Origin of the sequence: Streptomyces sp. NPDC005794 (genome assembly GCF_042871445.1) — a bacterium.
GTDB lineage: Bacteria > Actinomycetota > Actinomycetes > Streptomycetales > Streptomycetaceae > Streptomyces.
Genome location: NZ_JBIAIN010000002.1, coordinates 212,233 through 237,999, shown reverse-complemented (window position 1 = coordinate 237,999; position 25,767 = coordinate 212,233). Strand labels below are relative to the sequence as shown.

The window sequence follows — 25,767 nt, the reverse complement described above, 5'->3', positions numbered from 1 at the left end:
CCTCGTGGTCCGCGTGGCCGGTCAGCAGCAGCCGCCCGCCCGCCGCGGGCGACGTCCGCGCCGGAACGCCTGGCTCGTGACGCCGGACAGGACACCCACGCCGGCCGGTGGAAACCGATCCCTTCTCAGGAAGTCTTATCCGCCGTTGGACGCCGGCTTAACGGCCGGACTCGAAGTACGTCCTTGGGTGCCGCTGAGCGGCTACCAATCCGCAGAGTAGTCCAAATCCTGCCCCGAGCCGCCTTCTTTGGGGTTTTTCCTAAACCCGAAGATGCGCACCCCGCATCGTTGACACGTCCAGGGCTGCCCACCAGGATAGCAATCAGAACGATCACGAAAATTCCGGCGCGTCACCTGGGTTCACCTTGCGCGTAGACGCGGGAGTTGCCTACGTATCGGCCTGTAGCGATTCCAGGTGATCACAAGCTTCAGGTCAGCGTTCATCCATCAACAGTTCGCCGGGGTTTCACCGCACGGCGAGATGAGGTAAGGGCTGAAAGGATATTTGCGCAGCATATCCAGCACAACAATTTTCAGTGGTGCAATTCGCGAACCCCATGCGCGTGGCTTCTGACCGGTAAGAGGGAAGGAGCACGACCGGAGGAGAATCCCGATGAGCGCACTCGGCACCTCGTCGACCAAGCCCCGCACCCTCGTTTCGCCGAACACGGCGCGCTCCACGGTACTGCCCGTGGTGCGGCGGCGGGTCTCCGCGATGGAGCCGCCCCTGGCCCGGGCCTGCTACTACCACCCCCGCTTCATCGATGAACACGGTGACGCCGACGGTGAGATGAGCGACAAGCTGACTCGCCCCGCCCTCATGATGGCGGTAGCTGAGGAAGTCGGCCTGCGGCCGGACCGGCGGCCGTGTCCGCCGGCGGCCCGGTCGGCGAACGACTGCGCCGGCTGTGGCGCGGCGACGGCGCCGCCACGACGCACCTGCAGGACATGGCCGGCCTCGTCGTGGAATCCGGCGGCCGGCGCGCGGCCGCGCAGCTGTCCCGTAATCCCTGGCGGGCGCACGACGCCAGCTGTAGCACCGCGCTGCGTTGCCGGAGCGCCCGAATACATCCTGTACGCGGACACCGGGACGCCGAACTCCAGTACGTCGTGACCGTCTCCGACGCAGTGGTCCGAACCTCGATTCCGGCGGAGGCCGTCAGTGAGTACCCCAGTTCAATTGCCTTTCGAGCAGACGAATGTGCTGCACCTCGCGCCAGGGCTTCGCACGCTCCAGTCCCAGGGCGCGGTCCATCGGGTTCGTACTGCCGAGGGCGCCGAGGCGTGGCTGGTCACCGGTCACGCCTGGGTGGCGCAGTTGCTCGACGACGACCGGCTCAGCCGCTCGAATCCCGATCCGCGAGCTGCGGCGAAGGACAGCGGTTCTGCGATTCTCGCGGGCCTGCTGGGCGATCTGGCGACCGACCACGCCCGGTTGCGCGCGCTGTTGGATCCGCACTTCTCACCCGAGCGGATGCTGGCGCTGCGGCCCTACGTCGAAGAAGTGACCGGGCAACTCCTGGACGGAGTCGCCGGCCGGAAGCCACCGGTGGACCTGCGCGAGGCGTTGGCGCTGTCGCTGCCGATCCAGGTGATGTGCGAGTGGCTGGGCGTGCCCCAGGAGGACAAGGACCGGTTCGGCGGCTGGATCCAGGACGCCGCCGGCGTGGGGGACCCGGTCAGGTCCAAGCAGGGGCTGGGTGAGTTGTTCGCCTATTGCAAGCAACTCGTCGCTGACAAGCGGCGGAACCCGGGCGATGACGCGGTCTCCAGGATCTGCGCGACCGAGGGGATCAGCGACAACGAGATCATCGGCCTGACGGCGTTCTTGCTGTTCGGTGGTTACGAGACCACGGTGGCCCGTATCGGCACCTGTGTGTCGCTGTTGCTGGCCAACCCCGAGCAGTGGCAGGCGTTGCTGCGCGACCCGGGTCTCATCCCTGGCGCGGTCGAGGAAACACTGCGGATGTCGATGCCGAATCCGCACAGCGGCGGCATGCCCCGATACGCACTGACGGACTTCGAGATCGACGGGGTCACCATCCGGACCGGCGACTTCATGCTGTTGAACATCATCGCGGCCAACCACGACGAGGCGGCCTTCGCCGGCCCCGACCGCATCGATATCACTCGCGACACCACGGGCAGTCTCGCGTTCGGGCACGGTGCGTATCACTGTGTCGGCGCGACGCTGGCCCGGATGCAGCTGCAGGTGGTGCTCACCCAGCTCGTCGCGCGATTCCCGACCATGCGCCTGGCTGTCGGTGTGGACGAGCTGAGGCTGCGCCTCAACACGCTGATCGGCGGGTTGATCCACCTTCCGGTGACATGGTGATTGGATCCTGATGCTGCACGGAATATCCAGTGGTGTAGTCACGAAGAGCCCCGCGTCAGTCCGCCCGTATCTCCTGTTGATGCGGCTGGACAGGCCCACGGGGTACGTGCTCTACCTGCTCCCAGGACTGTGGGCCGTCGCCCTCGCCTCCGGGCAGCGACCGGACCCGCTGACGGTGGTGCTTCTCGCCATCGCTGCGGTGCTGGTGCGCGGCGCTGCCTGCGCGGTCAACGACGTGATCGACAGGGACGTGGACGCCCAAGTCGCCCGCACCGTGTCGCGACCTGTCGCGTCGGGGACGGTCGGCGTCAAGGACGCCCTCCTGTTCGCCGCCGCACAGGCCGTGGTCGCGCTGCTGGTCCTGGCGGTGGTGAACGTGGAGACACCCCTGGTCGCCGCGGCCTCGTACCCGCTGATCGTCGCGTACCCCTACATGAAGCGCGTCTTCTTCTGGCCCTCGGCGTTCCTGGCGCTGGTGATGAGTGTCTACGCGCTGATCGGCTGGACAGCGGCGACCGGAAGCGCCGACTACCCGCTCGCGGTGTGCGGCCTGTACGCCGGAGGAGCCTTCTGGACCCTGATTCACGACGCGATCTACTCCCATCAGGACAAGGAGTACGACCGCGAAATCGGTGTCAAGTCCTCCGCTCTGCTGTTCGGCAAGGCCACCAAGGCGTGGCTGGCGACGTTCGCCGTGATCAGTGTCGGCGGCGTGCTGTGGGCGGGTTCCCAGACGTCGTTGGGGTGGGCGTTCTACCTGATCGTCGCACTCGCGGGAGTCTTCTTGTCCTACCTGATCGTTCGTGTGGACCTGGACGACCCGAAATCGTGCTGGGACGCCTTCGTTTCCAACACCTACTTCGGCTGGCTCATTCTCGCGGCCATGGTCGCCGGGCAGTTCACATGAAGGGTGCGCTACGTATGACGGATTCGATGTGGCAGGGCAGTGGCGTCGACCTGGACGCCTACCTGGCCCGCGTGGGCCACCAGGGCGACGTGGCCGCGGACCTCTCCACACTGCGCGGCCTGCACGCCGCCCACGTCGACGCGATCGCCTTCGACAACCTCGACGCGCTGTTCGGCCGCACCGCGGTACCGCTCGACCTGGACAGCGTCCAGGACAAGCTCGTGCGGCAGGGCCGCGGCGGCTGGTGTCTGGAACACGTCGTACTGATGGCGGCCGTCCTCGACCGCATCGGGTTCGCGTTCACGGCGTTCGCAGGCCGAACGCGTATCCGCACCGGGAGCAGGTTCGGTCCGGCCCTGCACGTGGCCCTGTGTGTGGAGCTCGACGGCGAACGCTGGCTCCACGACGTGAGTTTCGGTGCCTACGGACCGCACGAGCCGATCCGACTCGCGGAGAACGCGCGGCTGGACGGCGACTGGCCGTTCGACCTCGTACGGGAGCCGTCCGGTGAACACGTGCTGCGGTTCCTGAGGCCGGAGGGACCGGCCGAGCTCTACGGCTTCACCACGGACGTGCGCTATCCCTCGGACTTCGAACTCCTCAACCACTTCTGCCTCACGCATCCGCGCTCACCGTTCAACCACCAGATGGTCCTCCAGCGCACACAGCCCGAAGTGAGGCACCTCCTCGCCGGCAGCACTCTCACGGAAATACGTCCCGCGAGGCCGGCGACCTTCCGGGAACTCGACAAGGACGAGTTGCTCTCCGCTCCTGAGGAGATCTTCGGGATCACGTTGGAACCGGGCGACATCCGGACACTCCAGAAGCTCTTGGGCGGTCCGTGATGCGTACCTCGTTTCTGGACAACCGCTGTCCCGCGGACTTCGAGCTCCCCGACCACTTCCGCCTGCGCCACCCCCGCTCGCCCTTCCACCACCGGCCGGCCCTCCAGCGCACACAGTCGGCGGTGCGGCACATGCCCATCGGGAACATCCTCACCGAGATCCGGGCCGGTGTGGCGTCCCACCGCGAGCTCGGCGTGGAAGAGGTCCTCTCCGCCCCGGAGAAGGTCTTCTGCGTCGCGCTGGAACCGGACGCGATCGAATCCCTCAGGCCCAAGGCCGGTGCCGTGCGCGCCGGACGGCTCTGACCTGGACCGAGGTCACCATGAACGACATACCCAACGAGGCGGATCCCTGCGCCACCGTGGCGCGGCGACTGCGGTCGCTCCCGGAGCACGACCCGCACGACGCGGTGGAGAACGCCGTCCTCAGCAGGCTCGCGGGCAACTGGCACCGGCGTGCCACGGTCAAGCAGGAGGAGCCGAACCTGGATGACGTCTTCGAACTGGACCGGCCGGACTTCCCCGATGCCCTGCTGCCCTTCCGCGGCCACCCCACCTACCTCGCGCTCGACGACGGGATGAAGGCGCGGATTCTCGCGTGGGGCTGGATCTCGTTCAACAAGAACATCATGGACATCGAGCAGCACGTGGTGAACCCGGGCTTCGCCCTGGTCACGCAGGACGTCTTCGACACGGGCATCGACAGCGAGTCCATGACGCTCGCGGTCACCCAGGCCATGGTCGACGAGCAGTACCACACGCTGATGCATCTCAACGCGAGCGCCTTGACGCGCCGAAAGCGCGGCTGGCAGATGGCGGAGAGGGCGCTGCCCCTGGCGTACAAGGCGCGCAGGCAGGCGCACCGGCTCGCCACGGCCGGGACGGACGAGGAGCGGGCCCTGGTATCGCTCGCCTTCACCACGGTCGCGGAGATCTCGGTCAACGCCCACCTGGACCTCATCGCCGAGAACCGCGAGATCCAGCCCGTGAACCGTATGACGGCCGTCCTGCACAACCGCGACGAGTACTGCCACGCCTCGATCGCGGACACCCTCGCCCAGGAGGCGTGGAAGCACTTCTCCCCCGGGCAGCGCGACTACTTCCTCGCCGCGCTGGCCGATGGGATGGAGGCCTTCGCGGCACACGACTTCACGACCTGGGCCAGGATCCTGGACCTGCTCGGCGTGGAGGGGGGCGGGGAGATGCTGCGGGACATCAGCAGCGCCTCCGGCGGCAAGCGGCTCCTCCAGGACTTCAGCGGGTTGCGGCAGCTCTGCCAAGAGTTGGACGTCCTGGACACCCTCCCCTTCGACTGGTCAACGGTGTCGACCCGAACCCCCTGACCACCACCCCACCCAAGGTGCTGACCCATGCGCGTCCTGCTCATCGACAACTACGACTCCTACACCTACAACCTGTACCAGTTGCTGGCGAAGGTGTACGGCGTCGCCCCCGTCGTCGTACGCAACGACGCCGAGGACCGGGACCGGTTCGACCCGCACGCCTTCGACGCCGCGGTCATCTCCCCGGGCCCCGGCCACCCGGCACTCCCCCGCGACTTCGGCCGCTCCCGCGATGTCCTGGAGAACTCCGGGCTGCCGGTCCTGGGGGTGTGCCTGGGGCACCAGGGGGTGGGTCTGCTGGCGGGCGCGCCGGTCGTACCCGCGCCGGAGCCCCGGCACGGCTACCTGTCCACGATCCGGCACAGTGGCACGGGTCTCTTCGCCGGCGTCCCGCAGGACTTCACCGCCGTGCGCTACCACTCGCTGAGCGTCGCCGAACCCGTGCCCGCGCACCTGGAGGTCACCGCGCGCGCCGAGGACGGCGTGATCATGGGCCTGGCCCACCGCGAACGGCCGTGGTGGGGCGTGCAGTTCCACCCGGAGTCGATCTGCACGGAGCACGGCGCCCGGCTCGTGGCCAACTTCCGGGACCTGGCGCTGGCGGGGCGCGGCTGCGTCACGGGTCCGTACGAGGGCCGGGCCGACGCCGTGCCCGTCCCGGTCGCGGCGTCGCACACGTCACCGTCGCGGCTGCGCGCGGAGTACGACGTCCTGGACCAGGCCGTGGACGCGGAGGCCGCGTACCTGGCGCTGTACGGGACGAGCACCCGCGCCTTCTGGCTCGACAGCTCGCGCGTGGAACCCGGTCTGGCCCGCTTCTCGTTCTTCGGTGCCGCCGAGGAGCCGGGCGCGGAGATGCTGACCTACCGCGTCGAGGACGGGCACACCGTCGTGGACCACCCCGACGGCGCCTCGCGCAGGGAGGACGGCAGCGTCTTCGACGCGCTCGACCGCCGCACCGGCCGCGTGGTCGAGGGGGCCGGGGAGCTGCCCTTCGACTTCACCGGCGGTTACGTCGGCTACTTCGGCTACGAGCTGAAGGCCGACCTCGGCGGGCGGCGCGCCCACCGGTCGACGACCCCGGACGCCGTGTGGCTCCAGGCGGACCGCTTCGTCGCCGTGGACCACGCCGAGAACCGCACGTACGTCGTAGCCGTCTGCGAGCAGCAGGACTCCGACGCCGCGCAGAAGTGGATCAGAACGGTCGTCCCGGTCCTGGCCGAGCTCCCCGCCGCGCACCGGGACGCCTCCGCCCCGCCGCTCCCCACGCAGCACGACGCCTCGGCGTGGCTGGCCCGCCCGCGCGCACGGTACCTGGCGGACATCCAGGAGTGCGACCGCAAGCTGCGCGAGGGCGTGAGCTACGAGATCTGCCTCACCACCAACCTGCACCTGCCCGCACCGGCCGACGACCTCGCCTACTACCGGCGTCTGCGGCGGCTCAACCCCGCCCCCTACGCGGCGCTGCTGCGCCTCGGCGACCTCGCGGTGTTCAGCTCCTCGCCCGAGCGGTTCCTCAAGGTGGACGCCGCCCGTACGGTGGAGGCCAAGCCGATCAAGGGCACGGCGCCGAGGCATCCGGACCCGGACACCGACGAGGCCACGCGCCGCGCCCTGCGCACGGACCCCAAGACGCGCGCCGAGAACCTGATGATCGTGGACCTGCTCCGCAACGACCTCGGGAAGATCTGCGAGATCGGCACCGTCACCGTCCCCTCGCTCATGGCGCTGGAGTCCTACGCCACCGTGCACCAGCTCGTCTCCACCGTCACCGGCACACTGCGCGAGGGCAGTTCCGCCGTGGACGCGGTCCGGGCCTGCTTCCCCGGCGGTTCCATGACGGGGGCGCCGAAACTGCGCACCATGGAGATCATCGACGAACTCGAGGGCGAGGCCCGCGGCGTCTACTCCGGCGCCATCGGCTTCGTCGGCTACGCGGGCACGGCGGACCTGAGCATCACCATCCGCACCGCGGTCCGCCACGACGGCGGACTGACCATCGGCGCGGGCGGCGCCATCGTGCTCGACTCCGACCCGGAGGCCGAGTACGAGGAAATGCTCCTCAAGGCCCGGACCACCCTGCGGGCACTGCCGAAGGAGACGTACGTGCACGGGGAGACCGGCGGGCGGTGACGCGCACCGGCGCGCGGGGAGCGGGCTCGCATGTCCGGCATGATCGACGGTCGTATCCACCGGACTCCGTGAGGACAACCCGATGGTACCGAGCCACCATTGAGTAATGGTCAGGAGCCGGCGTGATCACTTCGGTGACCGGGGCGTCGAGGCCGAACCGGTGGCGAACCCGACGACGGACACGCTGAGCTCTCCGAGCAGCCGCCGCGGCTGGACCCCGTCGCCGATGTCCAGGTCAGGCGCAGGGAATTCCACCGGTCCAGGACAGGGAAGGCTGTTCATCCTGCTGTCAGGGCTCTACGGCAAGGAGCCCGCGAAACGCGTACTCACTGCTCGCCGCCCGTGACGGTCTCCACGTCGATCGAGCGCGCCCGCAGCGCGGATACCAGGTCCGGATCGGCCTCGGCGTCGGTCACGAGGGTCCAGCCTGGTGGCAGCTTCGCCCAGGCGTGGAAGGGGCGGCGCCCGAGCTTCGCGGCGTGTGCGAGCACATAGACGTGTTCGGCCCGGCGGGCCATCAGCTCCTTGAGGCGGGTCTGACGCAGGTCGGCCTCGCAGATGCCGTGCTCCGGGGAGATACCGTCGGTGCCCAGGAAGACCCGGTCGAAGGTCATGCGTTCCAGGGCCGCCTCGGTGAGGGGGCCCACGAAGCCCTGACTCAGTGGGCGCAGGGTGCCGCCGAGGCACTCCACGTGGAGGGTTTCGATGTCGGAGAGTTCCTGGAGTGCGGTGAGGCCGGTGGTGGCGATGGTGAGGTCTTTCGCGGTCCGCAGCTCGTGTGCGAGGGCGCCGACCGTCGACCCTGCGTCGAGCAGCAGGGTCTCGCCGGCCCGTACCCGGGCCGCGGCCCATCGGGCGATGGCGCGCTTGGCCTCGAAGCCCTCGCCGGTGCGCTGGCGAAGCGATGCCTCCGGGTGCGCGGTGAGCGCCATCGCACCGCCGTAGGTGCGGGCCAGTCGGCCGTCCGCGGTGAGTTTGGCGAGGTCTCGGCGGATCGTGGAGGCGGTGACGTCGAAAAGGTTGGAGAGCTCCTCGACGCTGGCCAGGCCGGTGGTGGTGGCGAGCTCTTCGATACGGTCACGCCGGGCCTGGGATCCCAGGACTGCCATCTCGAGTACGTCCTTACGCGTCGTACGGGAAGTGGGTGGTGGGAGTCGGGAAGTGTGAGGGGTGGGTGGTCAGTTGACCGGGGCCGTCGCCATCTCGGAGGCCTGGCGCAGAGCTTCGATCATGCTACCGGCCTCGGCCTTGCCGGTTCCGGCGATGTCGAAGGCGGTGCCGTGGTCCACCGAGGTGCGGATCACGGGGAGTCCGACCGTGAGGTTGACGCCGGCTTCGATGCCGAGGACCTTCACGGGCCCGTGGCCCTGGTCGTGGTACATCGCGACGACGAGGTCGTAGTCCCCGCGGGCTGCCAGGAAGAAGGCGGTGTCGGCGGGGAGCGGGCCCCGGGCGTCGATTCCGTCGCGGCGCAGCACCTCGAGGGCGGGGACGATCTTCTCTTCCTCCTCGCCGTATCCGAAGAGTCCGTTCTCACCGGCGTGCGGGTTGATGCCGCAGACCCCGATGACGGGCTCGGGGACTCCGGCCCGCACCATGGCCTGGTGGCCACGGCGGACGGTGCGCTCGACCAGGCCGGGTTCGATGCGGTTCACCGCGTCGATCAGGCCGATGTGGGTGGTGACGTGGATGACCTTCACCTTCGGGGTGGAGAGCATCATCGACACCTCCTCGACTCCGGTGAGGTGGGCCAGGAGTTCGGTGTGCCCGGGGTAGAGGTGGCCGGCCGCATGCAGGGCCTCCTTGTTGAGGGGGGCGGTGCAGATGGCCTGGACCTCGCCGTTCACGGCGAGGCCGGCGGCCCGCTCGACGTAGGCGTACGCGGCGTTCCCGGCCGCCGGGGACAGTGCGCCCCACGGCAGGTCGGCGGGGAGCAGACCCAGGTCCACGACGTTGATGCGGCCGGGGGTGAACTCGGCTTCGGTCGGCGTCGGAACGGAGACGACGGCGCAGTCGACGCCGAGGATGCGGGCGGCCTGTCGCAGTCGTTCCGCGTCGCCGATGACGACCGGGCGGCAGCGGGCGAGGGTGTCCGGGTGGAGTACGGCGGGGACGATGACCTCGGGGCCGATGCCGGCGCCGTCGCCCATGGTGAGGGCGATCAGCGGGAGCGGGGCGGGGGCGGTGGTCACAGGTGTTCTCCTTCGAGGTGGGCGGTGGCGGCCGGGCGCAGGGCGTGGGCGATACGGAGCAGGGAACGCGTGTCGCCGAAGCTGCCCGGCCGGGTGACAACCGAGCGGCCGTCGGCGGTCCGGGAGAGCACGGCGCCGTGGTGAACCTGGCCCAGCGGGGTCAGTTCGGCGACGCCGAGAGCGTCGAGCGTGCGGCGGGCCGTCTCGCCGCCGGTGAGTACGAGGTCGGGTGCGGGCCCTTCGGCGGACAGCCGGGCGGCGGTGCGGGCCAGGGCGTCGGCCAGACGCCGGGACGAAGAGGGCGTGACCGCGGGGGTGTTGCCGATACTGAGGACGGTGATCCCGTTCGGGGCGAGGGTGGCGGGCAGGGTACAGGTGCCGTCGAGGAGGTCGCGCGTCGGTAGCACGAAATGATGTGCACCCAGGGCGGTGAGTTGCGCGATCTGCGCAACAGCGGTGGGTTCGGCTGTTCCTACCACCATGAGCAGCGGGCGTTTCGGGCTGTGGGAACGCGGAGTTGACGGAACGTCGGCTTCAGGGGCCCGTTGAACGAGCAGCCGCCCGAAGGCCGCCGCGAGACCGCCGCAGCCCAGTGCCCGGAAGCCTGGCCCCAGGGCGAGCGTGGCTGCGGCGACGGCGTCCAGGTCGTCGTCCGTCTCGGCGTCACACACCGCGTGCCGGCCTTGCTCGGCCAGATCCCGCAGGTGGGAGGAGAGGTGGCCGACTCCCGAACGTACCGTGCACAGCGGGACACCCGCGGTGTGCAGGCCGGTCAGCACCGCGGCGACCGACTGCGGCGGGGGCCGGTGTTCGGCCCGCCAGGCGTCGGTGGTGTGCAGCGCGGCGCCCCGCAGGTGAACGATGCCGTCCCGGACCGTTCGCCCCAGCACGGGCAGTGCCGTCGCGGTGACCACTGCTCGCGCGCCGACGGCGAACGCCGCAGCCTCCGACGCCACATTCCCGCGCAGCAGCGAGTCCACCTTCTTGAAGAGCAGCCGATGTCCGGCGGTGAGCGCGAGAGCGTCGCGGACGGCTTCGGCCGCCGTGTCCGGCCCGGCCTGCCGGGTGTCGAGATCCATGACGAGGGACGCGTCCGCAGGGCCGGGGGACGTCGGAACACCAAGGGACAGCCGGCCGGGCACCCGCAGTGCGATCGCTGTCTCGGCCGCGCCGGACAGGTCGTCGGCCAGGGCGAGTACGCGCTGGGGCGTGACGTGTGGGACGTACGCACCAGGTGTCACGGGCACCTCCTCGTGCAGCAGGACGGAAAATTCCTCGGGCAGCCCGGTCGGACCGCCTCGATGCCAGAGCATGACATGGATTGCGCGATCTGCGCGAGACCCCTTGCGTAAAACGCGCACACCATGCCACCTTGTGCGAAGCCGCGAAGGAGCGGCGAGGAACGGCGGCGGCTCGCCCGCACCCCTTCCCCGTCCGCGGCGAGGTGTTCGTCGTGGTGCGTCCCTGCGACGTGTCCGCAGCGACCCGCCGACGGGCGCGGCCGCAACGGCCCGGCCGCACGGTGGCCGGGCGCGGGTCCTGCATCCTTCGACGGCACGCACCGACGCCCTGCCGTCCCTAGGGAAGGACCACTCGTGACCACCGGCATTCCGCTTCCCGGAGCCCCCGTTCCGCTCTCCCGATTGGTCCTGGGCACCATGACCTTCGGCGACACCGTCGACCGCGTCGGCGCCGCGGCCATGCTGGATGCCGCTCTGGACGCGGGGATCACCGGTGTCGACACAGCCAACGGTTACGCGGGCGGCGAGAGCGAGCGCATCCTCGGCGAGCTGCTTCCCGACCGCCGCGACCGAGTCGTACTCGCCACCAAGGCCGGCATCCCTCACCCCGACCAGGGCGACCACGCTCCGCTGTCGGCCACCGGCATGCGTGCTGCCCTCGATGGCAGCCTCAAGCGGCTCTGCACCGACCATGTGGACCTCTTCTATCTGCACCAGCCGGACCGCGCCACGCCGATCACCGAGACACTCACCGCCGTGGCCGAGTTCGTCCAGGAAGGCAAGGTACGCGCCCTCGGCGTCTCCAACTTCGCGGCCTGGCAGATCGCCGAGATCCAGCACACCGCCGAGCAGGTGGGCGCTCCCCGCCCAGTCGTCGCTCAGCAGCTGCACAACCTCCTGGCCCGCCGGATCGAGGAGGAGTACGTGGAGTTCGCGGCCTCCACCGGCCTGGCGACCATGGTCTACAACCCGCTCGGCGGTGGACTGCTCACCGGCCGCCACCGCTTCGGGCAGGACCCGGCCACCGGCCGCTTCGGAGACTCCAAGCTCGCCGCCATGTACAAGCAGCGTTACTGGGACGAGCAGCTCTTCGCCGCCGTGAGTGACCTCGCCCGCATCGCCGAGGGCGCCGGCATTTCGCTGACCGAACTCGCCCTGCGCTGGCTGCTGGACCGGCCCTCCACCCATGCGCTGCTGCTCGGCGGCTCCCGCACCGAGCACCTGCTGGCCAACATCGGGGCCGTGGCGGCCGGCCCGCTGCCCACCGACGTCACCATCGCCTGCGACCGGACCGGCGCCGCCCTGCGCGGCCCGATGCCCGCATACAACCGATGAGCCCCAACCTGTGAGGACCGACTTTCCAATGAACTCAGCCGACTTCGCCACCGCCCTGCGAACCCGCCAGCACCTCATCGGCTACTGGTCGCTGCTCGACTCGCCCATCGCCGCCGAGCGCTTGGCCCGCCTCGGCTACGACTATCTGGCCTTCGACGCCCAGCACGGACTCTTCGGCTACGAGGGCATGCTGAACAACCTGATGGCCACGGACACCAAGGGATCCACCGCCGTCGGCCTGGTCCGCGTCGGGGCCAACGACCCCGCGGCGATCGGCCGGGCCCTGGACGCGGGCGCCACCGGCGTCATCGTCCCCCTGATCGACAACGCCCAGGACGCCGCCGATGCGGTCGCCTCGGTGCGCTACCCTCCGCTCGGCAAGCGCTCGTACGGGCCGATGCGCTCCCAGCTCAGGATCGGCCCGGACCCCGCCGCCGCCCACGAGCAGACGGTCGTCCTCGCCATGATCGAGACGGCCGAAGGGCTCGCCGACGTCGAGCGGATCTGCGCCACCCCCGGTCTCGACGGCGTCTACATCGGTCCCTCCGACCTGCGCCTTGCCATCGGGGGCAGCACCACCCAGGACCCCACCGTCAGCGACGCCTTCGAGGCGGCCGTCACGCGCATCCGTGAAGCCGCCGCCGAGGCCGGCATCGCCGCGGGCATCCACAACGCCGACGGCGCGAGCGCCGCCAAGCGCCTCGCCGAAGGCTTCACCTTCGCCACCGTCGCGTGCGACATCGTGCACCTCCAGCAGGTCGCCACCGCCCACCTCACGGCCGCGCGCCACGGTCAGAACCGGGAGCCGGGCGTATGACCACCACGCTGATCACCACTCCCACCTTCGCCCGGCACTCGAGCGAACCCTGGGACATCCTCCTGCGCGCGGACGCCGGCCCTCTTCGCCCCGAGGAGAATGCCGCGCTGCCGCACGGCGAACTCCTCGAGCGAATCGGCGAAGCGGACGCGCTGATCGTCGGCATGGACCCGATCACCGCCGACGTCATGGACGCCGCACCACGACTCAAGGTGATCGCCAAGCACGGCGTCGGCACCGACACCATCGACCTCGACGCCGCACGCCGCCGGGACATCCCCGTCGTCTTCGCCCCCGGCAGCAACTCCCGTGCGGTCGCCGAGTACACCTTCGGGCTCATCCTTTCCGCCCGCCGCTCCATCACCGCCTCCCACCAGGCGGTCGCCGACGGCGGCTGGCCCAAGATCTTCGGCCCCGAACTCGCCGGGCAGACCCTCGGCATCATCGGACTCGGCCGCATCGGACGTCTCCTGGCCGGCTACGCCCGTGCCTTCGGCATGACCGTCCTGGCCCACGATCCCCACCTGGACCCTGCTGCCGTGGAACGCGAGAACGCCACTCCCGTCGGCCTCGACGACCTCCTCGTACGCTCCGACGTCGTCAGCCTGCACCTGCCCGGAGACCCCACGGCAGGTCCCCTCCTCGACCACGCCCGCCTGAGCTCCATGAAGTCCGGCGCGCTCCTGGTCAACGCCGCCCGCGGCGGACTGGTCGACGAGCACACACTGGCCGGCCTACTCCACTCCGGCCGGCTCGGCGGCGCCGCCTTCGACGCCTACGCCGTGGAGCCCCTCGACGGCGCCTCACCCCTGCGCACCGCACCCCGGACCCTGCTCACCTCCCACATGGCCGCCTGCACCCCCCAGGCCAACCACGCCATGGGAGTCCAGGTCGCACAGGACGTCGTACGTGTCCTGACCGGACAGCCGCCCGTCCACCGGGCGGACTGACGCCCGAGCCACCGCTTTTCCTCCCCTTCCGCTCATCCGGCGACGGTGCCGGACAAGTCCGAGGAACCGCCATGCCCGAAACCACCACCGAGACCGGGGTGAGCACGGTGCCCGCCGCGCCCACCGACCCTTACGCACTGCGCATCGAGGACGTTCGCGAAGCGCCCACCACCCTGCGCGGACGCCTGCGCTACCTGGGCCCCGGCTTCATCCTGTCGGCCGCCGTCGTCGGGTCCGGCGAGCTGATCGTCACCACCTCGATGGGAGCCCAGGCCGGTTTCGCCCTGCTCTGGCTGGTGATCATCTCCACCGGCGTCAAGGTCTGGGTGCAGATGGAACTCGCCCGCTGGACGATCCTCAACGGCCGCCCAGCACTTGAGGGTTACCGTGAGGTCGGCCCCCGTGTCGGCCGCGTGAGCTGGATCAACTGGCTCTGGATCGGCATGGACTTCGCCAAGATGTTCCAGCGCGGCGGCATCATCGGCGGCACCGCGGCCGCCTTCTCCATCCTCTGGCCGATCACCGGAGAAGCCCTCTCCTTCTCCTCGCTCGCGCTGTGGACCGCGCTGGTGACCCTCAGCGCCGTCGCACTGCTCTACGGCGGCAAGTACAGCCTGATCGAGCGAGCCTGCGGCCTGTCGGTGCTCGTCTTCACCCTTGCCACCGTCGCGCTCGCTCTCGGCCTGCCCTTCACCGACTTCGGATACGGCGGCCAGGATCTCGTCCAAGGACTCTCCTTCGAGATCCCTGTCGGCACCATCGGCATCGCGCTCGCCATGTTCGGCATCACCGGCGTCGGCGCCGACGAGATGACCACGTACACCTACTGGTGCGTCGAAAAGGGCTACGCACGCTGGGCCGGCACGGACGACGGTACCGAGGCCCGCGCCCGCCGTGCGGAGGGGTGGCTCAAGGTGATGCGCCTGGACATCGCCGCCGGCTGGGTCATCTGCACCCTGTGCACGCTCTCGTTCTACGTCATCGGAGCCGCGGTCCTGCACCCGCAGAAGCTGGTTCCCGAGGGCAACGACATGATCACCACCCTGTCACGGATCTACACGGACACCATGGGCCCCTGGGCCGAGTACGCCTTCCTGGTCGGCGCCATCGCCGTCCTCTACTCCACCCTGATCGGCTCCACCGCCAGCGTGCCCCGCCTGTGGACCTCCACCCTCGGCCTGCTCGGCGTCATCGACTGGACCGACCTCCGCACCAGGACGCGCACCATCCGTGTCCTCACCTGCCTACTCCCACCGATCTGGGCCGTTTTCTTCCTCTTCGTGCAGTCCCCGGTCCTCATGGTCCAGATCGGCGGCATCGGTGGCGGCATTTTCCTGCTCGCTGTAGTCGTCGCCGTCTGGCGCCTGCGCACCACCGGCGTCGACCCCCGCTTCCGCGCCAACCCGTGGCTGACCGCAGCCCTGGTGATCAGCAGCGCCGCCATCGCCTTCCTCGGCGTGTACGGGGTGCTCGAAACATTCGGACTGGGAATCGGTTCCGACTAGACCGGCACCAAAGACGCCGCAGTGCGGCCGCGCGGCAGGGGGCCCGATCACCCACACGAGGGGGAGCGACCGGGCCCCCTGCCGGGCCTCGCGGAGGCAGGCCGGGCACCCAGCGGGACGGCTGTCGGAGGGCGGTACGAGACGTGATATCCGATTCGCCACTTCGTCCTGGGTGAGCGGGCAGGCCACGGCGGCTCGGCCTGCGGCCACGGCTGCGTGAACAAGCCCTGCTCGGTCTCGGTCGGGACCCCGCTTTCGACGAGCCGCGCGAACACCGGGGACCTGACGCACACCCTGACGCACAGCGGGGTCTGCTCAGGCAGACGGCGAAGTCCGCTTCGCCGTAGTTCGCGGCCGCCATGCACCCACCCCGCCGTCCGCAACGACCACGGCTGCGGGACCCGCCACGAGGACGGGGCCCGCAGCCGGTTGTTCGCCGGACAGAGGTCAGCCGCTGACCGTGATGTTCGAGCTTCCGCTGCTCTGGTAACCCTCGGTAGCCATGATCATGTAGTACTTGAACTGGCCCATGTTCATGCCCACGCGGGCCCAGGCGTCGAAGTGGTTGCCGGTGGTGATGGTGCCGGAGCCGCTGGTCACCTTCGACTGCCGGACACTCCAGTACTGCTGGAAGGTCTTGGTGCCTTCCACGGAGGGGGCGTTGTACCGGGTCGTCTGGTAGATGTCGTACGTGCCGCCGTCACTGGAGACGGTGCCCTTGTAGGTGCCGGTGGGCCGGTAGCTGCCCCAGTTGTCGACGATGTAGTACTCCACCAGCGGGTTCGAGGTCCAGCCGTAGAGGCAGCCGTAGCCGTTGCCCGACGGGTTGAAGTAGCCGGTGTAGCGGACCGTCCTGCGTCCGCCGGTGCTCCAGCCCTTGCCGGCGACGAAGTTGCCGCAGTTGGTCCAGTTGGTGCTGTAGCTGCCGCCGCCGTTGAGCGTCATGGAGACGGAGCCGCCGCCGTCAGTCCAGAACGAGTAGTACATGCCGTCGGTGCCGGTCTGGTTGGTGGTGATGGTGGTGGCGGCGTGGGCGGTGCCGGGCAGCAGCAGCCCGGACGCGGTAGCGAGCGCGACGGTGCCGGCGCCGCCGAGGAAGCCTCGTCGGCTCCAGCCGTTGAGGGGAGCGGGGTTCTGCTGGATCTGGTCCTGCTGCGTGCCGTCCTGCTGCATGCATCCTCCCGATGAAGGCTGATGGGGACCGGGCGGCTTCTGCTGCCCAGGCCTTGCATGGACACGACGGGGGTCGCCCGTCGTCGTGCGGTAACGAACCGACCGCCGTCCCCGGTCACATGACGCGAAGGGAACGACGGACCCCTGTCGTTCAGTGGCCACAGTTTTCGTAGCTCCTCATGACCCTGTCAACACTTTCGGCAATCTTTCGGAAATCTTTCCTTACCAGAAGAAGCCTTACCGAGTGCTTCTTTGCTGGTCAAGCCACCATTCACACGAACCGGCGTCAAGGATGGAACGGAATCCCGGAGGGGCGGAACGCAAGCATGTGCGCGGCTTCCGAAACTTTCGGAGAGGCATGGACGCGACCATGGCGACCGCCACCGGGAACGACTGCGCACGGAGGGTCTGGGCCTGGGTCACCGCGCACGAAGCGGCGATTCCGCGACCTTCGCGTACGTCGAGGTCCGGTGCCGCGCGCGGACCTTCGAATCCGTCAGCCTCTCCCTGGCCGACATACCTGGGTCTTCAACCCGGAGCGAGGTGAATGCGGAGCGCCACCGACGCCTTGACATCTCCACCAACCATGCGCGAGGCCGTCAGTCGCGAGCCTCACGTTCCCGCAGAACCCTTGCGATCTCGATATCTTGCTGAAGTGCACTGAGACGTGGAGGCGTTCGCGAGTCGTCCAGGACAACGACACGAAGACGCTCACCGACCTCTGGAGCAGACGCACCGGCAGAGTTCCAGGAAGGATGCTTCGCTTGGTCAATGAACCGATACTGCCGGATCCAGCCACCTCGACCATCGATCCAGCCAACGCCACAGCGGTGATAATAACGTCGCACTCCTGATGGTCGTAGACGACAGGTTGGAGAGGGCCCGGTGCGGACTCCGCGCTGAATGACGGCCGTGAGCCGGTGTGGTGTCAGACCTGGCCGATCCCCCCGTCGACAGGAAGGTCAATTCCGCTGACGAAGCTCGAGTCCGCGGACGCAAGGAAGAGCGCCGCGGTGGCGATCTCCTGTTCGGCGCCAAGGCGACCGAGGGGCACCAGCGAGGCGATCCGGTCCCTGAATCCCGGCGGAAGGTTCGCGAACGCCGGGGTGTCGATCGCGGCGGGACTGAGGACGTTGACGCGAATCCCCCGCTCCTTCAGGCCGGTGGTCCAGGTTCGCGCGAACGACCGCAGCGCAGCCTTGCTCGCTGCGTAGACCGTGGTTCCCGGATCACCTTTCTCCGAGGCGCCCGACCCGATGAGCACGATCGAGGCGCCGTCGGACAGCAATGGCAGGAGTTTCTGCACGGTGAAAAACGTCCCGCGCACGTTCACGCCGAACACGGCGTCGAACGACTCCTCGGTCACGTCGCCGATGCGCTCGTTCCACGTCCAGGCCCCGGCACTCGCGACGAGGACGTCCACCCGGCCCAGTTCGGCCGCCACGACATCGGCCAGGCGGACCACGTGGGCGACCTCGCCGACGTCACCGACCACACCGGTCACATCGTGTCCGATCGCGGCCACCGCGGCGTCCAACTGCTCTTGTCGCCGGCCGGTGATGACCACGTGCGCGCCCTCCGCGACGAACAACTTGGCGGTCGCCAGTGCCAGTCCCGAGGTCGCGCCGGTGATCACCGCGACCTTCCCGCTGAGCTTCGCCATGCCGTCTCCCTTCATAAAATGAGTGAACCATCATTTTTTGATGCTTCACGACCGTAGCAAAGATGAGGCAGGGCTCAAAGTGGAGGCATGTCGCACTTTTGCTACCGTGATCTCATGCCTTCCCGAGAGAACCCACCGCCCGTGCGCAGGGATGCCCACCGCAACCGTCAGCGGCTTCTCGAGTGCGCCCGGCGCGCGTTTGCCGAACGAGGCGTGGAAGCCGCTCTCGACGGCATCGCCCGGGAGGCGGGCCTGGTGGTCGGCACCCTCTACCGGCACTTCCCCACGCGCCTGGACCTTCTGTGCGCTGTGCTCGAACCGAAGTTGCGCCGCGTGACCGACGAGGTGGCGGCCTCACTCGACCAGGAGGACCCGTGGGAGGCGCTTCGCGGCCTGCTGGAAGTTCTGTGTTCGGCCCAGGCCGGAGATCGGGCATTCGGTGACTTCCTGGCGCGGAGGTCCCCCGGCGACGACCGCACCACGGCCACACACAATGAGATCTGTGCACATGCACAACACGTTCTGCTGCGCGCGCAGAGGGCGGGCATCGTGCGTCCCGACGTCACCGGCGCCGACCTGCTCGTGTTGTTGTGGGCGAGCGACCGTGTCTCCGAGACCACGCAGCACGTCGCACCGTCGATGTGGCGTCGGCACCTGCACCTGGCGATGGATGGCTTCCGGGCGTCGAACCGGCTCGACCTGCGGGAGCCTGCGTGGGACCTGGAGCTTTTGAACCGGGCGATGACCGTCCCGAAAGCACAGGGGCACTGACGCTCTTCATCACCGGTCCGAGCTGGCCAGATGCAGGGTGCGGATGGCCTGGACGAGGCTGGTGATCCGGGGGTCGAGCATCGGAGCTTGCGGAGGAGTTGCCAGGACTTGAGGGCGGCCATGGCCTGCTCAACGAGGACTCGGATCTTGGCGTGGGACCGGTTTACCGCCTGCTGACCGATGGACAGGGTCGTCTCCCACCGCCCCCAGCACGGGGTGCGGACCGTGCCGCCGGCACCGCGATAGCCCCTGTCGGCTCAGCATGTGATGTTGGCCTGGGCGAGGGCGTCGACGTCGCCGTGTTCGCGAGCCGCGCGGATGTCGTGGACAGCTCCGGGCAGGGCCGGTGAGGCCCACAGCAGTCGACCGAAGGGGTCGGCGAGGACCTGCACGTTCATCCCGTGCCTCTTGTGCTTCCCCGAGTAGTAGGGCCGGTCCGCGACGATCCGGTCGATCGGCAGCAGGGTTCCGTCCAGCAGCACGAATGTCTTCGACGATGCTGTCCGGACCGCCTCCGTGAGGTCGGCGCGAGGGCGGCGCGGACCTCGATGGCCTCGGTGATGTACTGGTGCGCGGTGGTGGTCCCGAACACCGAACCCGGCCGCGAGCCGTGCATACGGATGGCCCTCGCGGAGATGGGCAGGAGTGAGCAGGGCCTGTCGGCCGACACTCAGGCGCCACCAGCGGCTGCCGAGCTCTTGGTGGCGCTGACGGAGCTTGGCGGACAGGAAGCGCAGGACAGAACTGGACACGCCGACGCCCGACGGGTGGACAAGCACGCGAAGCCTCTGGTGGAGACGGATTTCTTGGTCGAGAACCCATCTACCAGGGGCTTCACCTGTTTGTCAGCCCAACTCGCCCTCCAACCCGTCAGGTTGGAAAGAGCTCACTGACTCCGCAGCTCCGTGTACCGCGAGCGCATTGCGGTGCTCGCGGCCGGACCGGCGGCGAAGACGAACGCCTCACTGTCATCGAGGCGTCTTCCTGTACGGGCGTCGACCAGGACCGGCTCGACCTCCTCGCCGCTGGCGGCGTCCACTTCGCGCCACGCGCCACTGTCACCGACGACGGACACACCTACGAGGGAACCGAGGCCATCACCCGGTGGCTCGGGCAGACCGACACCGAGTACACCTACACGACCACACTCGCCGGTGTGGAACGCGACGCACCCGACCGGTACACCGTCCACCAGCACCTCGAAGGAAACTTCCCCGGTGGGAAGGTCGACCTGCACTGCCGCTTCGTCCTGACCCACGGACTGATCAGCGAACTGAGCATCGCCCCCTGACCGGCCGCCCGCCGCCCCTTGCACACCCGATTCCCGGCAGGAGCACGAACAGCATGAAGACCTGGTTCATCACCGGCGGCACCCCCGGCGGATTCGGTATGGCCTACGCCGACGCCGCCCTGGAACTGGGAGACAACGTCGTCCTCACCGCCCGTCGCCCCCACCTGCTCGACGACTGGGCCGCCCGCCACGGTGACCGGGTGCTCGTCCACCCCCTGGACGTCACCGACGCACCGCAGACCCACATAGCCGTCCGAGCCGCCGAAGACCGTTTCGGCCACATCGACATCCTGGTCAACAACGCCGGCCGGGGCTGGTACGGCTCCATCGAGGGCACGCCCGACAGCGAGCTCAGAGCCTCCTTCGAGCTGAACTTCTTTTCCGTCACACAGATGCTCCGCGCTGTCCTGCCGGGCATGCGAGAGCGCGGTAGCGGATGGATCATCAACATGTCCTCCGTCGCCGGACTGCGCAGCGTCCCGGGCTTCGGCTACTACAGCGCCGCCAAGCACGCCATCGAGGGGCTCATCGACGCGCTGCGCCACGAAGTCGCCCCGTTCGGTATCAAGGTCCTGGCCGTGGAGCCGGGCGCCTTTCGCACACACGCCTACGCGTCATTCACCGACGAAGTCGTGAGCGAGACGGTCGACGCCTACCTGCCGTTGATCCACTCCGTTCGCTCCTCCATGCTCGAACAGGACGGTCAGCAGCCCGGCGACCCCCACCGCGGAGTGCGCGCTGTCGTAGACGCCATGAATAGCGCCACCCCGCCCCGCCGTATCGTCCTGGGCGCCGACGGCTATGCGGCCGTCCAAAAACAGCTGACGGACATGGCGGCAGAACTAAGCGCTTTCGAAGTGGCCTCTCGCAGCGCGGACTTCCCCCAGCACGCCTGAGGAGGGTGTCTCAGGTGGCGAAGCCCGGCGGGGACTTGGCGCTTGACTTGGGCTCCCGACAACTGGGCCGATGAAGCCACGCGTCCCTCGCAGTACACGAGCTCTCAGCTCGTCAAGCACCTGGCCAGCGCCGCCATCGTGGTGTCAATCGGCTCGGTCGGCGATGCCTACGACAACGCCCTCATGGCGTCCGCGATCGGCCTGTTCAAGACCGAGCTGATCGAACCGGGACGGCCCTGGAGGACTTTCTCCCAGGCCGAGTTGACCACCGCGGAGTGGCCTGGCACTGCCACCGCCGACTCCACGGTGAAATAAGGCACATCCCGCCCATCGAACACGAGACCAACTACTACCTCACGATCACGAAACCCCAGGCCACAACCATAATCTGAGACCTCTACCGAACCCGGAACGGTTCACATCGTCCCTACAGTCGTTGCTGCCCCGAAGCTACCCGAGGAACGACAGCCGCACCTGACGGTTGTCATTCGAGATGTTGGTGTCCACCAACCTCCGTTGAGACGACCGCCAGGGTAGCCGCCGCATACCCCACACAATTGAGGAATGACCGCCACTGAAGCTGGTCGCCGCAAGGGAGCCGCCCTCGGACTGTGCGGAGCCGTCCCCGGCCTGCCTGGTGGACGCGGCAATCAAGACCTCCGGTACGCGCCCTCACCGACGGTGGACGCTGACGGCATAGCCGCCACCGTCGTCGTAAGGGTCGGCATCCCAGGTGGCGAAGCGGTCGACAAGGGTGAGGCCGGCCGCGGCGCAGCAGTCGTCGTAGTCCGACAGTGTGAGGGTGGGCAGCACCGGCAGGTGGGCTTCGTCCAGGCCGAAGCCGGCGACCAGCAGGCCGCCCACGCGCAGTGCCGCGGACAGATGCTCAACCACTGTGGTCTCAGTGCCGGGGGCGAGCAGCGGGAAGATATTGCCCGCCGCAACGACAAGGTCGAAGCTTCCCTCAATGCCGAGCAGGGCCGGATCGAACTCGGCCAGATCGAGCTGGAACCAGGGCAGTTCAGGCGACTGCTTCCGCGCCACTGCCAGCATCGACGCGTCTAGATCCACCCCGACACAGTCGTACCCGAGATCCGCGAGCCGGATCATGACGCGCCCGGTACCGCACCCGGCGTCCAGCACCCGCGCTCCGACAGGCACGAGAGCTGCACAGAACCGCGCCTCACCGTGGACATTCTTGCCACTACGGGCCAGGGTCTCGAATCGTGCGGCGTAGTCCTCCCCGGACGCCTTCCCGGCCAATTCCGTCCAGCGATTCATAAGCCCAACTATAGGGTGCGCCCGTTTGTGGCTACGCGAAGAATCGGGCCGGCCTCGCAGCACCGAAGGCAGGCGCGGGCAAGGACGAGCCGTCGACGCCCTGCGCGAAGAAGGCGGTGGCCACCTTACTGGCCTCCGGCCTGCCACTTCACCCACCAGTCGTCCACCAGCTTCAGCGACACGTCGATCATCGACACGGCATCCTCGCTTGTCCCATAGTTCGCCGTCGCAGCGGACACCGCGACAGCAAGAGGATCCCTCGGGAAGTGCGTGCAGTCTGCTGCCCTTCTTGCAGCGATCGACGAGCTGCCTTCTACGTCCTCACACGTGCCGCATCGACAAGCACCGAAGTTCCAGCGGCTCGCCCGCGCGCGAGCGTGTCCAGGACCGCGCAGTGCAGCCGGTGCCTCAGACCTGCCTTCGCCCACATGGTGAACCGGCTATGAGCTGTCGCGGGCGGGGCCGCGCTGCGGTTGATGGTGAAGACTGTCTTGGCCCCGAACATCCCAACCTTCCGGAAGAAGAACCGGCTCATGGACGGTGACCATGCGGGCCGACACAGGCCGGTTTGAGCTTGATCCGCTTTGACGGACATTCGAGATCAGGGGTTCAGCCCCGGGAGGAAGTCCATCATGGAGAGCATGGGGAAGAAGAAGCCTCGCCGCCCTCGCCGTTCGTTCACGTCGGAGTTCGAGGCCGAGATCGTCGGGCTGTGCCGACGGGGTGACCGCTCGGTCGGCCAGGTCGCCAGGGACTTCGAACTGACCGAGACCGCGGGGCGGGACTGGGTGAAGCAAGCCGAGGTCGACGCGGGCGAGCGCAACGCACTGACCAGCGGCGACGCGAGGAGCTTGCCGCGTTGCGGCGGGAGAATCGTCGGCTGCCCGAGGATGTCGACGTCCTCAAGCGGGCCACAGCTCTCTTCGCGAAGGAGACCCGGTGACGGTGCACCCGTTCATCGAGGCGGAGAAGCGTGCAGGTCACAGCGTCAAACGGGCGTATGACCTGATGTAGGTCTCCCGGACCGCCTTCCATGCCCGTCGCTCCGGCCTGCCCGGCCCCATTGCGATGCGGATGCCGAGCTGACCGAACAGATCACCGAGGTTCATGCCCGATCGCGCGGGACCTACGGGGCCCCGCGCGTGCATGCCGCGCTCACACGCGAGGGCGCGGGTGCGGCCGGCGTCGCGTCGCACGACTGATGCAGGCCGCGGGACTGCAGGGCCGGCACCGCAGACGACGGCAGGTGACCACGACCCCTGATCCCGGGGCTGCTCTGCGCCCCGACCTCATCGCGCGGGACTTCCAACCCGACCGCACCCGGCTCGACACCCGCTGGTGCGGCGACATCACATACATCCCGACCGACGAGGTCTGGCTCTATCTGGCCACAGTCATCGACATCGCCTCCCGGCGTGTGGTCGGCTGGGCAACCGCCGATCACCTGCGAACCGATCTGGTGGCCGACGCACTGGCATCTGCTTGCCGGCAGCGTCACCCCACCCGCCCCGTGATCCTTCACTCGGATCGCGGCTGCCCATACACGAGCCAGCAACTCACCACCCCGGCCGCCCAGTTCGGGGCCCGACTGCCGGTCGGCCGCACGGCACGGGTGCCTCGTGCGTTGCGCCCACCCAGCCGTCACCCCATCGGTGGGCACTCTGAAAACGCTCAGCGAAGAAGAGCCGAAGGGATAAGGGACGGCACCGGATCCGTGAACGGGAAGGACGGGCCGCGTTCCCGTCGGGCGGGACGTGGAAATCCGGAGTCCGTGGAAGGTGCCGTCGCGGAGCGTCGTGGAGAGCACGTCGCCCCGTTGCCCCGCTCGGGTCCGCGATCAGTTGTGCTCCTCGTCGATGGTGACGGCGACCCCGTCCTCGACCTGGACGACGACAGCGACGCTGCCCTTCTTGGCCGCGGCTTCGAGGTCCTCCTCGGTGCAGGGCGTGACGGTCTCCGCGTCACCGCAGATCCAGCCGGCGCCGTTGATGACGGTGCCGGTGGCGGTGAAGAACGCACGCTCGTTACCGTCGCGGCTGAGGGAGTACTTGCCCGGCGCCATGTACCCGAGCGTGCCGGAGAAGAGCCCCGACCTCTCGCCCTCGCCCATACCGGCGCCGCTGTCAGCGTGGTCCTCGATGATGCTGACAGCCACTCCGTCCTTGACGTCGACCGTCGCTCCGAACCCCTTCTTGGCCGCGGCTTCGAGCTCCTCCTCGGTGCACGGCGTGGCGGCCTGGCCGTCCGCGTCACCACAGATCTTGCCCGCGCCCTCGATGTCGGTGTCCTCCGAGGTGAAGAACGCCTGCTCCGCGCCGTTCGCGTCCGTGACGGTGTACTTGCCGGGGGCGAGGTAGGAGACCGTGCCGACCCACTTGCCCGACACCGTGCCGCTCTTCGAGCCCCTCTCACCCGACGGTGCCTCGCTGCCGGCACCGGTGCTGCTCCCGCCGTCGTCGGACTTTTCCTTGGCAGCCGAGTCAGAGACCGTGGCCCCGGCCGACTTGCCGCCGTCCACCGCGTCCTCCCCCTGACAGGCGGTCAGCAACATCGTCGTGGCCACCAGAGCCGCGGCGGCGAGGACGGACTTGCGGCGGTGCGTGCGAAGCATAGTGGGGCTCCCCCTGCTGATCGTGAAGTGGCCGGGCCGGACTGGTCACTCCGGCTGGCCTCTGCCTTGTCGATCACCATCCTGAACGGTGCACGCCCCCCTGCGGAAGCGCGGTTACGGTGTCATGACACTCCTGTCATGATCACGGGACGCCGCTTCTCAGCGCTCGCTCGCGCATTGCGCGATGCCGAGAACGGCGTTCAAGGCGCTTCACGCACACTCCTCGCCACCACGGCCCAAGCTGCCGCCTGGGCCGGACGCCGTCGCATTCTCGATCTGCTGGCCGCTCAGGACGGCAGTCGCAGCGACTGGCCGCAGATGCGGAGGGTCCTGGGCCGCTCAGACAGATGCGCCCGCAGTGGCCGGATGGGCCGTCACCAGCCGCTCCGCCCGGCGTTTCCCTCTGGGTCTGGTCCTGTTCGATCTCGTCATCATCGACGAGGCCAGCCAGTGCGCGATCCCGCACGTCCTGCCGCTGC

24 protein-coding genes and 4 pseudogenes are annotated in these 25,767 nt (G+C 68.8%); 18 read left to right on the top strand and 10 right to left on the bottom strand.

The window, feature by feature from the left end; translation table 11 throughout:
• Positions 1-1,201: 1,201 nt before the first annotated feature.
• From ACFYQ5_RS03750 to pabB, 6 genes are all read left to right on the top strand, one after another.
• Positions 1,202-2,335 (top strand): cytochrome P450, encoded by a 1,134-nt coding sequence (locus tag ACFYQ5_RS03750; protein ID WP_389192588.1) that lies wholly within the window; start codon positions 1,202-1,204, stop codon positions 2,333-2,335.
• A 79-nt stretch (positions 2,336-2,414) separates the two neighbouring features.
• On the top strand, positions 2,415-3,242 hold the full coding sequence (locus ACFYQ5_RS03745; protein ID WP_389192585.1) for a 4-hydroxybenzoate octaprenyltransferase: 828 nt from the start codon (positions 2,415-2,417) through the stop codon (positions 3,240-3,242).
• Positions 3,243-3,256: 14 nt separating this feature from the next.
• The gene (locus ACFYQ5_RS03740; RefSeq protein ID WP_389192582.1) at positions 3,257-4,087 is read left to right on the top strand and encodes an arylamine N-acetyltransferase; all 831 of its coding nucleotides are present in this window, start codon (positions 3,257-3,259) and stop codon (positions 4,085-4,087) included.
• Positions 4,087-4,392 (top strand): hypothetical protein, encoded by a 306-nt coding sequence (locus tag ACFYQ5_RS03735; protein WP_389192579.1) that lies wholly within the window; start codon positions 4,087-4,089, stop codon positions 4,390-4,392. Before ACFYQ5_RS03740 ends, ACFYQ5_RS03735 begins: the two co-directional genes overlap by 1 nt.
• A 17-nt stretch (positions 4,393-4,409) precedes the next feature.
• Entirely contained in the window at positions 4,410-5,429 is a 1,020-nt protein-coding gene (locus ACFYQ5_RS03730) for a diiron oxygenase (RefSeq protein ID WP_389192576.1), read from the top strand.
• 27 nt (positions 5,430-5,456) lie between these two features.
• Positions 5,457-7,562, top strand: coding sequence for an aminodeoxychorismate synthase component I (gene pabB / locus ACFYQ5_RS03725; RefSeq protein ID WP_389192573.1), 2,106 nt, complete (start codon positions 5,457-5,459; stop codon positions 7,560-7,562).
• Positions 7,563-7,688: 126 nt separating this feature from the next.
• Here pabB and ACFYQ5_RS03720 read toward each other — a convergent pair whose 3' ends face one another.
• The 4 genes from ACFYQ5_RS03720 to ACFYQ5_RS03705 all read right to left on the bottom strand — a co-directional run bounded on the left by ACFYQ5_RS03720 (position 7,689) and on the right by ACFYQ5_RS03705 (position 11,067).
• The gene (locus ACFYQ5_RS03720; RefSeq protein ID WP_389192571.1) at positions 7,689-7,817 is read right to left on the bottom strand and encodes a hypothetical protein; all 129 of its coding nucleotides are present in this window, start codon (positions 7,815-7,817) and stop codon (positions 7,689-7,691) included.
• 71 nt (positions 7,818-7,888) lie between these two features.
• Complete coding sequence (locus ACFYQ5_RS03715) at positions 7,889-8,671, bottom strand: DeoR/GlpR family DNA-binding transcription regulator (protein ID WP_389192568.1); 783 nt, start codon at positions 8,669-8,671, stop codon at positions 7,889-7,891.
• 69 nt (positions 8,672-8,740) lie between these two features.
• A complete protein-coding gene (pdxA, locus tag ACFYQ5_RS03710; protein WP_389192565.1) occupies positions 8,741-9,754 on the bottom strand; it encodes a 4-hydroxythreonine-4-phosphate dehydrogenase PdxA in 1,014 nt (337 codons plus the stop codon).
• The gene (locus ACFYQ5_RS03705) at positions 9,751-11,067 is read right to left on the bottom strand and encodes a four-carbon acid sugar kinase family protein (RefSeq protein WP_389192562.1); all 1,317 of its coding nucleotides are present in this window, start codon (positions 11,065-11,067) and stop codon (positions 9,751-9,753) included. Before ACFYQ5_RS03705 ends, pdxA begins: the two co-directional genes overlap by 4 nt.
• Before the next feature lie 282 nt (positions 11,068-11,349).
• On the opposite strand from ACFYQ5_RS03705, the gene ACFYQ5_RS03700 reads away from it, so the two are divergent.
• From ACFYQ5_RS03700 to ACFYQ5_RS03685, 4 genes are all read left to right on the top strand, one after another.
• A complete protein-coding gene (locus ACFYQ5_RS03700) occupies positions 11,350-12,330 on the top strand; it encodes an aldo/keto reductase (RefSeq protein ID WP_389192560.1) in 981 nt (326 codons plus the stop codon).
• A 28-nt stretch (positions 12,331-12,358) separates the two neighbouring features.
• Entirely contained in the window at positions 12,359-13,147 is a 789-nt protein-coding gene (locus tag ACFYQ5_RS03695) for an HpcH/HpaI aldolase/citrate lyase family protein (protein ID WP_389192558.1), read from the top strand.
• Positions 13,144-14,097, top strand: a complete 954-nt coding sequence (locus ACFYQ5_RS03690) for a phosphoglycerate dehydrogenase (protein WP_389192555.1) — start codon at positions 13,144-13,146, stop codon at positions 14,095-14,097. The genes ACFYQ5_RS03695 and ACFYQ5_RS03690 overlap by 4 nt, the downstream gene beginning before the upstream one ends.
• 71 nt (positions 14,098-14,168) lie before the next feature.
• Complete coding sequence (locus tag ACFYQ5_RS03685) at positions 14,169-15,602, top strand: Nramp family divalent metal transporter (RefSeq protein WP_389192552.1); 1,434 nt, start codon at positions 14,169-14,171, stop codon at positions 15,600-15,602.
• Between the two features lie 447 nt (positions 15,603-16,049).
• On the opposite strand, the gene ACFYQ5_RS03680 is transcribed toward ACFYQ5_RS03685, so the two are convergent.
• Positions 16,050-16,775 carry a glycoside hydrolase family 11 protein gene (locus tag ACFYQ5_RS03680; protein WP_389192549.1) on the bottom strand — a complete coding sequence of 242 codons (726 nt, stop codon included), beginning with the start codon at positions 16,773-16,775 and terminating at the stop codon, positions 16,050-16,052.
• Positions 16,776-17,703: 928 nt separating this feature from the next.
• Positions 17,704-18,438 (bottom strand): SDR family oxidoreductase, encoded by a 735-nt coding sequence (locus ACFYQ5_RS03675; protein ID WP_389192546.1) that lies wholly within the window; start codon positions 18,436-18,438, stop codon positions 17,704-17,706.
• Positions 18,439-18,552: 114 nt separating this feature from the next.
• Between ACFYQ5_RS03675 and ACFYQ5_RS03670 the strand changes: the two genes are divergently transcribed.
• On the top strand, positions 18,553-19,209 hold the full coding sequence (locus ACFYQ5_RS03670) for a TetR/AcrR family transcriptional regulator (RefSeq protein ID WP_389192543.1): 657 nt from the start codon (positions 18,553-18,555) through the stop codon (positions 19,207-19,209).
• A gap of 9 nt (positions 19,210-19,218) precedes the next feature.
• Here the strand turns inward: ACFYQ5_RS03670 and ACFYQ5_RS03665 are convergent.
• Positions 19,219-19,988, bottom strand: a pseudogene (locus ACFYQ5_RS03665) (transposase family protein).
• 107 nt (positions 19,989-20,095) lie between these two features.
• Positions 20,096-20,248, bottom strand: a pseudogene (locus tag ACFYQ5_RS03660) (transcriptional regulator); the annotation flags it as partial.
• 117 nt (positions 20,249-20,365) lie between these two features.
• On the opposite strand from ACFYQ5_RS03660, the gene ACFYQ5_RS03655 reads away from it, so the two are divergent.
• From ACFYQ5_RS03655 to ACFYQ5_RS03645, 3 genes are read left to right on the top strand one after another with little or no spacing between them, the layout of a single operon-like run.
• Positions 20,366-20,500, top strand: coding sequence for a hypothetical protein (locus tag ACFYQ5_RS03655; protein ID WP_389192540.1), 135 nt, complete (start codon positions 20,366-20,368; stop codon positions 20,498-20,500).
• A gap of 53 nt (positions 20,501-20,553) precedes the next feature.
• Entirely contained in the window at positions 20,554-21,396 is an 843-nt protein-coding gene (locus ACFYQ5_RS03650; RefSeq protein ID WP_389192538.1) for an SDR family NAD(P)-dependent oxidoreductase, read from the top strand.
• 42 nt (positions 21,397-21,438) lie between these two features.
• Entirely contained in the window at positions 21,439-21,711 is a 273-nt protein-coding gene (locus ACFYQ5_RS03645) for a hypothetical protein (protein WP_389192534.1), read from the top strand.
• A 357-nt stretch (positions 21,712-22,068) separates the two neighbouring features.
• Here ACFYQ5_RS03645 and ACFYQ5_RS03640 read toward each other — a convergent pair whose 3' ends face one another.
• Positions 22,069-22,677: a class I SAM-dependent methyltransferase gene (locus ACFYQ5_RS03640; protein WP_389192531.1), complete on the bottom strand. Its 609-nt coding sequence runs from the start codon at positions 22,675-22,677 to the stop codon at positions 22,069-22,071.
• Between the two features lie 632 nt (positions 22,678-23,309).
• Between ACFYQ5_RS03640 and ACFYQ5_RS03635 the strand changes: the two genes are divergently transcribed.
• The 3 genes and pseudogenes from ACFYQ5_RS03635 to ACFYQ5_RS03625 all read left to right on the top strand — a co-directional run.
• The gene (locus ACFYQ5_RS03635) at positions 23,310-23,681 is read left to right on the top strand and encodes a transposase (RefSeq protein ID WP_389192528.1); all 372 of its coding nucleotides are present in this window, start codon (positions 23,310-23,312) and stop codon (positions 23,679-23,681) included.
• Positions 23,682-23,759: 78 nt separating this feature from the next.
• The gene (locus tag ACFYQ5_RS03630) at positions 23,760-23,879 is read left to right on the top strand and encodes a transposase (protein ID WP_389193103.1); all 120 of its coding nucleotides are present in this window, start codon (positions 23,760-23,762) and stop codon (positions 23,877-23,879) included.
• Positions 23,879-24,271: pseudogene (locus ACFYQ5_RS03625) on the top strand (DDE-type integrase/transposase/recombinase); the annotation flags it as partial. The gene ACFYQ5_RS03630 and the pseudogene ACFYQ5_RS03625, both read left to right, overlap by 1 nt.
• Positions 24,272-24,514: 243 nt before the next feature.
• Here the strand turns inward: ACFYQ5_RS03625 and ACFYQ5_RS03620 are convergent.
• A complete protein-coding gene (locus ACFYQ5_RS03620; RefSeq protein ID WP_389192525.1) occupies positions 24,515-25,288 on the bottom strand; it encodes a hypothetical protein in 774 nt (257 codons plus the stop codon).
• 184 nt (positions 25,289-25,472) lie between these two features.
• Between ACFYQ5_RS03620 and ACFYQ5_RS03615 the strand changes: the two are divergent.
• A pseudogene (locus ACFYQ5_RS03615) lies at positions 25,473-25,763 on the top strand (hypothetical protein); the annotation flags it as partial.
• Positions 25,764-25,767: the final 4 nt, after the last annotated feature.